The organism is Citrobacter sp. Cb080 (genome assembly GCF_030334745.1).
Taxonomy (GTDB): domain Bacteria; phylum Pseudomonadota; class Gammaproteobacteria; order Enterobacterales; family Enterobacteriaceae; genus Citrobacter; species Citrobacter braakii.
This window is the reverse complement of the sequence record NZ_JAOWDG010000065.1, coordinates 1-12147: the sequence shown is the minus strand read 5'-3', so window position 1 is coordinate 12147 and position 12147 is coordinate 1. Positions and strand designations below refer to the sequence as shown.

The window sequence follows — 12147 nt, the reverse complement described above, 5'->3', positions numbered from 1 at the left end:
AAGCGAAACGCGGAATAAAAGGAATGATTGTCCAGCCAAAGAAAACAGTTACCTGACGTACATCACATTTTTCCCGCTGAGACCGGGGGAAATTATTCCAGTAAACCGTAATAATCATTACGGCTTAACAGGAATAATTGGCCTTCACGCAATCCGATATTCACCAGATTCCAGCATCTCCAGCGTCAGGTCACCAGGCAGACTTGCTTCCAGTACCCGATGAACATTCGGTCCGTCGGTACGCTCATAAAACGCCTCAGCGTCAGCTTGTGATAGTCCGCCCGCCAGTTTACGGCCTACCAGTCGTGTACGGAGCGCGTTGGCAGGAGCACGAATAAACAGCGAGTAATCACAAAACTCAGCTAACGCCCGCCACCTTTCATCATCGCGTAATAACCAGTTACCTTCCACAATCACAATCGGCGCGGTCACTGTTATGGCCGCTTCTACCGGATCGTGTTTTTGCCGGTCGTACTGTGGCCAGGAGCCCTCCCCTTCCCTTATCAGACGTAGATTCTGTGCAAGTTTATCCACATCAAAGGTTTCCGGCGCACCTTTGTATGCTCGCAGGTTATGAGCATCCAGCCAGGTGTTGTAGTGATGGAAGCCATCCATCGGCAGCGTCTGGATCTCCGGCAGGCCAGGATCCTGACGGGAGAGATATTCCCAGAAGGTGGTCAGCGTCGATTTACCCGTACCAGGCGGTGCGCTGAGAAAAACGATCGTTCGTCGCTGCGGGTGAGTGGCGTGTATTTTTGCCAGCTGTTGTAATAACGGTTTGTGGACGTTCTCTATCTCATCATCACGGTAATGTGCTTCAACCTGTAACCCATTCACCGTTAGTTTGATTTTCACGGCGTTAATTCCTTTAAAATCGCCGTCACTGCCAGCGTCATTGCCGTCTTGACCATTGCGCTAAAGCGCACTTCGGACCACGCAGCAAAGTCGGCAAATTTCATCGACTCCAGCGCACCGTAGAGCGTTGCGTTGCGGGTGATACTGTTCACGTTGCTGACAAAATCCCAGGTAATGTCATCGGCAAAACCGGGGATATTATCCTGCTCGTTCAGGTACTGATAAAACTGAGAGAAATGGGTGATGTCGGCATAAAGCCATTTATCCATTTTTCCCAACGCATAAATCAGACGTAACGCAACGTCGATATCGTCAAGCGGTCCACTCTGGGCGAGTAACGGCTTCACTGCATATTCCACGATCTCTTCATCGTTATTAACGAACAGCGACGGTAGAAAGCGCTTAATGCCCTGGAGCAAAATGTTATGTGCCGTCGTCATAAACGAGAGTAAATTATTTTGAGCATCCAGCTGCTCAAGCACATCGTCTTCTGTCAGCGTCGTCATTCGTTTCTCGATAAATCACCATGAATGCAGAGAGTCTATTATATTACACGTTCGATCCGCGCCGCCGATCAGTAAAGTTTGCGTGCGCACACCATTCGCAACCTGTTGGATCCCTTTCACAAGATCGCCGCCCGTGACCCCTGTCGCGCTGAAGAGGATCTTATTTCCCCCTACCAGTTCGTCCAGCGCATAGATCCGGTTGATCGCAACGCCCATTTCCGCGCAGCGCTGATGTTCCTGTGCCGCAATCAGACGATTATCTGCGTTGTTTCCTTTCGCTTCGCAAAAATCAATCAGTTCAGCCTGCATATCGCCCCCCAGCGCTTTAACCGCACAGGCTGAAATAACCCCCTCAGGCGCGCCGCCAATGGTATACATCAGATCATAAGGATTCTCCTGCATACAGGCCAGCACGCTGGCGGCCACGTCGCCGTCGGGCAGAGCAAAGACCTTGACGCCAAGCCGTGTTGCCTCGGCAATCGCTGGTTGAAGGCGCGGTTTATCCAGCGTTACCATCCGCAGTCGCTCCAGCGGTTTACCCAACGCCTCTGCCACATTACGCAGATTATCTGCCAACGGCAGCGCCAGATTAATCGCCCCTTTCGCAAACCGATTAACAACCAGTTTTTTCATGTACATATCAGGGGCGTGTAACAAACTACCGCGAGGGGCAAACGCCATGACGGCCAGCGCATTGCTTTGCCCCATAGCCACCATTCGGGTTCCTTCGATAGGATCAACGGCGATATCTACCTCAGGTCCGGTGCCGGTTCCCACTTCCTCACCAATCCACAGCATCGGGGCTTGATCAATCTCCCCTTCGCCAATAACGATGCGTCCGCGAATGGCAATACTGTTCAATGCTTCCCGCATTGCCGTCACAGCCAGACCATCAATCTTGTTTTTATCGCCGCACCCGGTTTGCGGCCAGGCTGCCAGTGCAGCCTGCTCCGTGATACGAAATAGCGGCCATGCCAGCGACATCATATCGCCGCCTCCCCGATATCAACGCCAAAGTGTGCCAAAAGGTATTTTTCTGCCTTTTCATTCCAGATACCGTGCGTCTCCTCCACCAGTAGCGCCAGTTCTTTGAATAATGGGTCAGTTTTCCCTTTCTCGGCAAAATCAGCAATGGCAGTTAGTGGCATGGTAACGCCGTTATATATCAGCTTCTTACCGCCGGGGATCGCCGGTAAATTCAATACAGTTTCCGGAACTGCATCAAGGCCGCCAATGTGCGTCACCATAAACGACGGTTGCAGTTGGCCAGTTGCACTGAGCGCAATGGCCTCTTTCATATCATCCGTTGAACCACCGGATGTCCCGACAACGTGAGTGCTGTTGTAGTGCACGTTATAAAAATTAAACGGCACTTTGAAGTTACTGTCCGTAGGGCCGGCAAAAAAATTCAGGCAACCATCTTCCGCGAGTAAATCATCAGCCATCTCAACAACTGCAGGCACTGCCGCATACACAAAGACATCATCAAAACCTGCGTCATGAGTTAACGCTCGCAGCATCGCTGTCGGAGAATCCATGCCAGTAGTATTCACATAGATGAGCTCAATCCCCTTTTCTGCCGCCAGCTCAACGGGCAACAGTTTTTTAGCCTGAGCCAGTCGTGCTTCGTCAATGTCGACCACCACCACCCGCGACGGCTGAATATTCCCGTTAATGGCATAATCTATTGCACCAATACCCATCGGCCCGGCGCAGGCCAGAAGCGCAATGTTCCCCCCTGGCTTAATCCCCATGCGATGCTCATAAACGTAAGGCGTGGTGTGAAAATTCGCGTTATACGCGCCAATAATACAGCACATCGGTTCTGCCAATGAGGCGGCGGCAAAATAAGAGCCGTGGTAAGGCAAAACGCATCCCAGGTTAATCGCCACTTCCGGGATAATCATATATGTCGCATTGCCGCCAAAATATTCATAGCTGTATCCTGCTGAATATCCACTTGGCAATCCCATCGCGGGTTGCAACACAAAACGCTGACCTTTCTTATATTTATCCGTCAGGTTTTTTCCCACCTCAACAATAATACCTGCACATTCATGTCCGGTAATAACCGGATGATTTTCCAGATCGTCCGGTACGCGTTTATGATCGCTCCCCAATGCTGCTGCTTTCCAGGTGGACAAACAAACGCTATCGGATATTACGCTTACTAACAATTCATTATCTGTAATTGCAGGCAGTTCAAATTCGCGGATACGAATATCCTGCTTGCCATATATGGCAGCAACTTTCGTTTTCATATTCACTCCAAAAATAGAAGAAGGCTAGTTCGCAGTAATGCGTTTAAATAAATCATCCAACAATGGGTCACCAATATAGTTCTTAATCAGCACTAATGGCTTTTCACTTACACGTTTAACACGACCTTCAAGACTGGCATGGGTGACAATAATATCGGCATCTTGCGGAACGTTTTCGATAGCATAATGCGTCACAGTAATATTCAATCCCGCTTTCTCCAGACGCTTACGAAACGTGGTTGCCCCCATAGCACTGGAACCCATTCCTGCATCACAGACAAAAGCGACACGTTTAATGTTTTTATAAGAGAATTTCCCTTCCTGCTTCATCGCTTTGACGGTTCTGGCTGATTCAGCAAAGTCATCTTCACTTTCTGTTTCAACGTTCTTTTCCATTTTCAGGATGACAGAGGTAATAACAAAAGTAACAACGGTTCCCGCGGTGACTCCTGCAATGGTCGCGAGGAAAGAACCTTTCGGCGTTAATGCCAGATAGGCGAATATAGATCCTGGGCTTGGCCCCGCAACTAACCCACCGTCCAGCAGGTGGAATACCCACGTCCCGGTCATTCCCCCGGCAATCATCGCGATCAGGGTCAGAGGCTTCATCAGCACATACGGGAAATACAGTTCATGAATACCACCGAGGAAGTGGATAATCATGGCGCCTGGTGCAGACTTTTTACTCATCCCTTTGCCAAAGATAGCAAAGCCGAGTAACAAACCTAATCCCGGCCCTGGGTTAGATGCCACCATGAAGAAAATTGATTTTCCCGTTTCAGAAGCTTGCTGCATCCCCAGCGGATAATACACCCCCTGATCGATGGCATTGTTCAGAAAGAGGATTTTTGCCGGCTCATTGATTACGGATAGCAACGGCAGATAGCCCGCATGAACCAACGCTTCAATACACTCCTTCACGAAATTATTGGCAATGAGAACCGCCGGGCCGATAACTTCAAACCCCAGCAAGCATAAGAGCATTCCCGCGATACCAAGAGAGAAATTATTGATAACCATCTCGAAGCCTGCAGGAATGCGTTTTTCCAGCAGACGGTCGATATGCTTAATCACCCAACCGCCAAGCGGCCCCATTACCATCGCGCCAAGGAACATCGGGATATCCGCGCCCACAATAACGCCAATAGAACCAATGCCCCCCATTACCGCACCGCGTTTCCCGCCAACCAGATGCCCCCAGTGGAGCCAATCATGACGGGCAGTAAATAGGTAATCATCGGACCGACAATTTTGGCGAAATGCTCATTCGGCATCCAACCGGTAGGAATAAATAATGCGGTAATAAAACCCCAGGCAATAAACGCACCGATGTTGGGAATGACCATTGCAGTCAAAAACCCACCAAAAGCCTGGACTTTGGCACGAGCAGACTTGTTTTCCATAATAATGTCCTGAAAGGAAACCGTTAATTATGCTTGAGCGATAATATCCGCCAATTGTTTTTCTGATTTAGCCGCTAACAAAGCGGTTAGTGCTTCCTCTTCACATAATAATTCGCTTAAGGCCTGAATAGCGCCAATGTGTGAATCAGCATTAGCCGCCGACAATCCGATTAACAATCTGATACCTTCATCATCTTCGGCAAATTTCACTTCCTGTTTGAGAAGCGTTAATGACATACCGGTTTTTAACGCGCCACACTCCGGTCGAGCGTGCGGCATGGCGACGCCTGGCGCTAAAATATAATAAGGACCATTGTTAATCGTTGAGTCTTTAATGGCCTGAATATAATCTGAATTGACATAATGATTGGCAAGTAAGGATGACATAGAAAAGTCAATTGCCTCCTGCCAGTTCTTTGCTGAATTTTTTATTGAGATAGATGATTCGGGAAAGTAATCAATCAGCCGCATACATTTTCCTTATTTTATTTTTAGGGTTCGAGTTAGCGTTAAAAATAAAATACGCGCACGGCAAAATGAAATCAATCGAGGAGAAAACTACATACAGCGCAGAATGTTTTTTGGTGATGCCTTTAAAAACAATGAATTGAGAAAAGAAATATAAAAATCAACAGCAATAATGTGATTCAAGCTGCAAATATAAAACATCACTAAATATCATATTTGTGATGCAAATCTACATTTTCAGGTTGCGCACGATCAAATAAATTTACTTACTTTAAAAAAACGGGCCGCATAAGCGACCCGTTTTCACCTGTAATCAAAATTACAGCAGTTCTTTTGCTTTCGCGACAACGTTGTCGACAGTGAAGCCAAACTCTTCAAACAGCAGCTCAGCCGGTGCAGACTCACCAAAGGTAGTCATACCAACGATAGCGCCGTTCAGGCCCACGTATTTGAACCAGTAGTCTGCGATACCCGCTTCCACTGCAACACGTGCGGAAACAGCTTTCGGCAGTACGGACTCGCGATAAGCGGCATCCTGTTTGTCGAACGCGTCGGTAGACGGCATGGAAACCACGCGCGCTTTAACGCCTTCAGCGGTCAGTTTGTCCCAGGCAGCCACAGCCAGCTCAACTTCAGAACCGGTAGCGATGAAGATCAGTTCCGGCTGACCGGCGCAATCTTTCAGCACGTAACCACCGCGCGCGATGTTCGCCAGCTGCTCTTCGGTACGTTCCTGCTGTGCCAGGTTCTGGCGGGAGAGGATCAGCGCGGTCGGACCGTCCTGACGCTCTACACCGTATTTCCATGCAACGGCAGATTCAACCTGGTCACACGGACGCCAGGTGCTCATGTTCGGGGTCACACGCAGCGAAGCTACCTGCTCTACCGGCTGGTGAGTCGGGCCATCTTCGCCCAGACCGATGGAGTCGTGGGTATAGACCATCACCTGACGCTGTTTCATCAGCGCAGCCATACGCACCGCGTTACGGGCATATTCCACAAACATCAGGAAGGTGGAGGTGTACGGCAGGAAGCCACCGTGCAGGGAGATACCGTTAGCGATAGCGGTCATACCGAATTCACGTACACCGTAATGGATGTAGTTACCGGCAGTATCTTCGTTGATAGCTTTAGAACCAGACCACAGAGTCAGGTTACTTGGTGCCAGGTCAGCGGAGCCACCGAGGAATTCAGGCAGCAGAGGACCAAACGCTTCAATCGCGTTCTGAGACGCTTTACGGCTGGCGATTTTCGCCGGGTTAGCCTGCAGCTTAGCGATGAACTCGTTCGCTTTTGCGTCGAAGTCAGACGGCATTTCACCTTTCATACGACGGGTGAATTCAGCGGCTTCCTGCGGGAAGGCTTTCGCATAAGCAGCGAACTTCTCGTTCCATGCAGCTTCTTTTGCCTGGCCTGCTTCTTTCGCATCCCACTGCGCGTAGATTTCAGACGGAATTTCAAACGGCGCGTATTTCCAGCCCAGCTGTTCGCGGGTCAGTGCGATTTCTGCATCACCCAGCGGCGCACCGTGAGAGTCGTGGGTACCGGCTTTATTCGGGGAACCGAAACCGATGATGGTTTTGCACATCAGCAGGGACGGTTTGTCGGTCACAGCGCGAGCTTCTTCAACTGCGCGCTTAATCGCGTCAGCATCGTGACCATCAACGCCACGAACCACGTGCCAGCCGTAAGCTTCGAAACGCTTAGCGGTGTCATCGGTGAACCAGCCTTCAACGTGGCCATCGATAGAGATGCCGTTGTCATCGTAGAACGCTACCAGTTTACCCAGCTTCAGCGTACCGGCCAGGGAACATACCTCGTGAGAGATACCTTCCATCATGCAGCCGTCACCCATGAAAGCATAGGTGAAGTGGTCAACGATGTCGTGACCAGGACGGTTAAACTGCGCCGCCAGCGTTTTTTCGGCGATAGCCATACCCACAGCATTCGCAATGCCCTGACCCAGAGGACCGGTAGTGGTTTCAACACCCGCGGTGTAACCCACTTCCGGGTGACCCGGCGTTTTGGAATGCAACTGACGGAAGTTCTGCAGCTCAGACATCGGCAGATCGTAGCCGGTGAGGTGCAGCAGGCTGTAAATCAGCATGGAGCCGTGGCCGTTGGACAGCACGAAGCGGTCACGGTCAGCCCAGGACGGGTTAGTCGGGTTGTGGTTCAGGAAATCACGCCACAGGACTTCGGCAATGTCAGCCATACCCATCGGGGCACCCGGGTGACCGGATTTGGCTTTCTGTACTGCGTCCATGCTCAGCGCACGAATAGCATTGGCAAGCTCTTTACGTGAGGACATTTTGACTCCAGATCGGATAATGAAGGCTGAGCCCTTAACGACTTGACGACAGCGCGTTTTGGGCTACGCCGGAAAAAAGTGCCAACAATGTAACCCAAGCCGCGTGTCATGTACATGGAGCATCCTTTTACCGCTTCAGAAATCTCTGGATCATGCGCGCAAGTTGCGCAATCTTCTCGCCCGCTGAATGTTCTTTTCTTTATACTTAGGCCGAGCGTCGGTTTACCTGCAAACGACGCATTTTTTAGAATAATCCTGACTTTGTGCGGAAGAGAAAAAATGAAAATTCGCGCTTTACTGCTTGCTACGAGCATGGCGGCGGCATTGACCGGCTGCCAGAACATGGACTCAAACGGACTGCTTTCTTCTGGCGCAGAGGCTTTTCAGGCCTATAGTCTGAGCGATACTCAGGTAAAAGCGCTGAGCGATCAGGCCTGTAAAGATATGGACAGCAAGGCTACTATCGCCCCTGCCAGCAGCGAGTACGCAACGCGTCTTGGCAAAATCGCCGCCGCGCTTGGCGACAACATTAACGGCCAGCCGGTGAACTACAAAGTCTATATGGCGAAAGATGTGAATGCCTTTGCCATGGCGAACGGTTGTATCCGCGTGTACAGCGGCCTGATGGACATGATGACCGATAACGAAGTCGAAGCGGTGATCGGCCACGAAATGGGCCACGTCGCGCTGGGTCACGTGAAAAAAGGCATGCAGGTCGCGCTGGGCACTAACGCCGTACGTGCAGCAGCGGCTTCCGCTGGCGGCATTGTCGGCAGCCTGTCGCAGTCGCAATTGGGCGATCTTGGCGAGAAACTGGTGAACTCGCAGTTCTCCCAGCGTCAGGAATCCGAAGCAGATGATTACTCGTATGATTTGTTGCGCAAACGTGGGATCAATCCGGCAGGACTGGCCACCAGCTTTGAGAAACTGGCTAAACTGGAAGCAGGACGCCAAAGCTCAATGTTTGACGATCACCCGGCATCTGCAGAACGTGCGCAACACATTCGCGATCGCATGAGCGCAGACGGGATAAAATAATCCACGAACAGTGCCGGATGGCGGCGTGAGCGCCTTATCCGGCCTACAAATTCAGCAATAATGTAGGCCGGACTAGCGTCAGCGACATCCGGCAAAATAGTCCGAAACCCGTTATTCGCCTTTCTTCGCCGCCTGGATATACAGCATTTCCAGTGCCAGCGTAGCCGCCGCCAGCGCGGTGATCTCTGACTGATCGTAGGCCGGAGCCACTTCCACCACATCCATCCCGACGATATTCAGATCTTTCAGACCACGTACCAGCTTGATCGCGCGATCGGAAGTCAGACCGCCGATCACGGGCGTACCGGTTCCTGGAGCAAACGCCGGATCGAGGCAGTCGATATCAAAGGTCAGATACACCGGCATATCACCAACAATCTGCTTAACCTGGGCGATGATGTCATCTACGCCGCGATCGTTCACCTGGCAAGCATCCAGCACGGTAAAGCCGTTATCTTTGTCGAACTCGGTACGAATACCGATCTGCACAGAGTGATTCGGATCGATCAGACCTTCGTTCGGCGCAGTGTAGAACATGGTACCGTGGTCGAATTCACAGCCGTTAGCGTAGGTGTCGGTGTGGGCATCAAAGTGCACCAGCGCCATTTTACCAAAGTGTTTAGCGTGCGCGCGCAGGAGCGGCAGCGTGACGAAGTGGTCACCGCCGAAAGAGAGCATGCGCTTACCAGCAGAAAGCAACTTCTCAGCATGCGCCTGCAGTTTTTCACTCATTTCACGGGCATCACCGAACGCATAAACCAGATCGCCGCAGTCCACCACGTTCAGGCGCTCGCGCATATCGAAGTCCCACGGGAAGCGATTGTGTTCCCACGCCAGGTTAGTGGAAACCTGACGGATCGCAGCCGGACCATGACGACCGCCCGCGCGGCCAGACGTTGCCATATCAAACGGTACGCCGGTGATCACCCAATCGGCGTCGCTGTCGTACGGCATGAAGTTCATCGGCAGACGCAAAAAACCAAAGGCGTTAGAAACCAGGGAGTTGTCGTATTGATGACCTAAGGTGCTCATGGCAAAAACCTCATATTCGTCGGTATAAAAAAACCCTTCCGCGTCGTTAGGCCCGACGAGGAAGGGTTAGATTTTTTAAAACAGATTTTGTGTAATTATCGCCTTAAAACTTCCCCGCTTCAAGCAGCGCTTTTATTGACGACATGGCGGCGGGGCATAACCATTACTGTCCGCCGGGAATGCCTGCGCAGAGCAAGGCGGGAGCGTTTTAACGACCAGGCCCTGCAAAGCAAATGCGGCGAAACCAATCACTCCGATGTTGCGCTTGTCACCCTGCGCAGAGTTAGCGGCGTAGGAGTTTGAAGCATCAGAAAACCGAAATTCGGCTTCAGTATACTTATCTTTTCTGAACCCTTTGATTGCCAGCGAATCTCCCGCATTAACAATATAACCGCTGTTATTCAGCGAACCAGGTTTGCCGTTAAGTACATCAAGCCCATCTACAGTCGCGACGATTTCATAGTTCGTATCTCGACTGTGATTGCGCACATACAATTGATAATTTGTCCCCACCCTGGCTGGAAGACTATATTGCCATTGCCCAACAGAAGAGTTGTAAAGACGGGTAATAGGGATAGAATTAAAATTAGCATCGCGAACAGCATATTCCAAATCACTAATGCGTATGCTGTATACTCTATCGTAACCCGTCGAATACTTTGCAGAATAATTTATTAATATGACTTCGGCAGGGTCGCGCTCCGCACGTTCTACAGATACGCCCGTTACCGTTGAGTGCACGTCGCCGCCCCAGGCCGTTCCCACGCCTGGCGAAGGTGCACTGCTATAATATGCGGGCACCGAACAGCCACCAGCAAGTAAAAAAATTACGGCAAAAAATACGTTCCACTTAAATCCCTTCATCTCGATTCCTTTTCTGTTTCCGAGTTATTACATCGGCAACAGTAGAGTTCTAAAAAGATAAAAGAAAGAGTTGTGATGTAGCCCCCTGAAACACCGGACAGTAGCTGTATCTCCAGATAAGAGATAGGCTTGAATATATGTCTAACACTAACGCCAATTTTGAGATGACCGGGATCCTGTTAGGGCAAGAAGTCCGTAAACGTAAAACTCCTCAGGAGAAGATCGCCATTATCCAGCAGACGATGGAGCCGGGTATGAATGTCTCCCATGTCGCCCGCCTGCATGGTATCCAGCCCAGCCTGCTGTTTAAGTGGAAGAAGCAATATCAGGAAGGCAGCCTCACCGCCGTTGCGGCTGGAGAGGAAGTCGTTCCTGCTTCTGAGCTTACTGCTGCTCTGAAGCAGGTCCGGGAGCTTCAGCGCCTTCTGGGCAAGAAGACGATGGAAGTTGAGATCCTGAAAGAAGCCGTGGAGTACGGTCAGTCGCGAAAATGGATAGCGCACGCGCCCTTGTTGCCAAAGGACGGGGAATAGCCATGGTCTGCCGGACCATGGGCGTGTCGCGTGCGCAACTGTCACTGCGGATTAACCGTTCTGCCGACTGGCAGGACAGGCGCTGTAACCGGCGTAATGAAGAAGCAGACGCAGAAATACTGTCGGCTATCCTCAACATTATCAGCGATATGCCGAGTTATGGTTATCGACGCGTGTGGGGCATCCTGCGCAAGCAACGTCGCACAGAGGGACAGCTACCTGTGAATGCCAAACGGCTTTACAGGATAATGCGTGAGCATAACCTGTTGTTGTTGCATCACAAACCAGAGCGACCGAAGCGTGAACATAAGGGCAAGATAGCGGTGGCAGAAAGCGATATGCGCTGGTGTTCAGATGGCTTCGAGTTCGGCTGCGACAACGGCGAAAAACTGCGGGTAACGTTCGCGCTGGACTGCTGCGACCGTGAGGCCATAGACTGGGCAGCAAGCACGGGAGGCTATGACAGTTCGACCGTGCAGGATGTGATGCTGAGGTCGGTGGAAAAGCGCTTCGGCGACAGGTTGCCCGACACAGCGGTGCAGTGGCTGACGGATAACGGTTCAGCGTATACCGCGTATGAAACGCGGAGGTTCGCGAGAGAGCTGAATCTGGAGCCCTGCACAACAGCGGTGAGCAGCCCGCAGAGTAATGGCATGGCCGAACGGTTCGTGAAAACGATGAAAGAAGACTATATCGCGTTCATGCCAAAACCGGATGTGAGAACAGCACTGCGAAACCTTGCAGTAGCGTTCACGCATTACAATGAAAACCACCCGCACAGCGCGCTGGGATATCACTCCCCGAGGGAATACCGGCGGCAGCGGACATCGTTAACTTAAGATACAAAAGCTGTTCGGAGATGGAGGGTCAAGATCA

General features: G+C 51.1%; 10 protein-coding genes and 1 pseudogene. 2 read left to right on the top strand and 9 right to left on the bottom strand.

Annotated features, from left to right (window positions below; translation table 11 throughout):
- Nucleotides 1–144: 144 nt before the first annotated feature.
- The 7 genes and pseudogenes from OGV38_RS12085 to tkt all read right to left on the bottom strand — a co-directional run bounded on the left by OGV38_RS12085 (nucleotide 145) and on the right by tkt (nucleotide 7804).
- Nucleotides 145–855: a nucleoside/nucleotide kinase family protein gene (locus tag OGV38_RS12085; protein WP_181635213.1), complete on the bottom strand. Its 711-nt coding sequence runs from the start codon at nucleotides 853–855 to the stop codon at nucleotides 145–147.
- The gene (locus tag OGV38_RS12080) at nucleotides 852–1361 is read right to left on the bottom strand and encodes an MltR family transcriptional regulator (protein ID WP_016154381.1); all 510 of its coding nucleotides are present in this window, start codon (nucleotides 1359–1361) and stop codon (nucleotides 852–854) included. The genes OGV38_RS12085 and OGV38_RS12080 overlap by 4 nt, the downstream gene beginning before the upstream one ends.
- 15 nt (nucleotides 1362–1376) lie before the next feature.
- On the bottom strand, nucleotides 1377–2348 hold the full coding sequence (gene glpX / locus OGV38_RS12075) for a class II fructose-bisphosphatase (protein ID WP_049268789.1): 972 nt from the start codon (nucleotides 2346–2348) through the stop codon (nucleotides 1377–1379).
- Nucleotides 2345–3622 carry a zinc-binding dehydrogenase gene (locus tag OGV38_RS12070; RefSeq protein WP_016154383.1) on the bottom strand — a complete coding sequence of 426 codons (1278 nt, stop codon included), beginning with the start codon at nucleotides 3620–3622 and terminating at the stop codon, nucleotides 2345–2347. The genes glpX and OGV38_RS12070 overlap by 4 nt, the downstream gene beginning before the upstream one ends.
- Nucleotides 3623–3646: 24 nt before the next feature.
- Nucleotides 3647–5025 (bottom strand): annotated as a pseudogene (locus tag OGV38_RS12065) (PTS mannitol transporter subunit IIBC).
- Nucleotides 5026–5052: 27 nt separating this feature from the next.
- Entirely contained in the window at nucleotides 5053–5496 is a 444-nt protein-coding gene (gene cmtB / locus OGV38_RS12060; protein WP_016157436.1) for a PTS mannitol transporter subunit IIA, read from the bottom strand.
- 316 nt (nucleotides 5497–5812) lie between these two features.
- A complete protein-coding gene (tkt, locus tag OGV38_RS12055; protein WP_016154386.1) occupies nucleotides 5813–7804 on the bottom strand; it encodes a transketolase in 1992 nt (663 codons plus the stop codon).
- Nucleotides 7805–8083: 279 nt separating this feature from the next.
- On the opposite strand from tkt, the gene loiP reads away from it, so the two are divergent.
- The gene (loiP, locus tag OGV38_RS12050) at nucleotides 8084–8842 is read left to right on the top strand and encodes a metalloprotease LoiP (RefSeq protein ID WP_016154387.1); all 759 of its coding nucleotides are present in this window, start codon (nucleotides 8084–8086) and stop codon (nucleotides 8840–8842) included.
- A gap of 111 nt (nucleotides 8843–8953) precedes the next feature.
- Here loiP and speB read toward each other — a convergent pair whose 3' ends face one another.
- Both speB and OGV38_RS12040 read right to left on the bottom strand, forming a co-directional pair.
- Nucleotides 8954–9874, bottom strand: coding sequence for an agmatinase (gene speB, locus OGV38_RS12045; protein WP_016154388.1), 921 nt, complete (start codon nucleotides 9872–9874; stop codon nucleotides 8954–8956).
- 132 nt (nucleotides 9875–10006) lie between these two features.
- Nucleotides 10007–10738 carry a hypothetical protein gene (locus tag OGV38_RS12040; RefSeq protein WP_101700209.1) on the bottom strand — a complete coding sequence of 244 codons (732 nt, stop codon included), beginning with the start codon at nucleotides 10736–10738 and terminating at the stop codon, nucleotides 10007–10009.
- 164 nt (nucleotides 10739–10902) lie between these two features.
- Here OGV38_RS12040 and OGV38_RS12035 point away from each other — a divergent pair.
- Nucleotides 10903–12110 (top strand): IS3 family transposase gene (locus OGV38_RS12035; protein WP_117086587.1). Its coding sequence is split into 2 segments (ribosomal slippage): nucleotides 10903–11224 and nucleotides 11224–12110, totalling 1209 coding nucleotides; the frame shifts between segments, so codons are not numbered across the junction.
- Nucleotides 12111–12147: the final 37 nt, after the last annotated feature.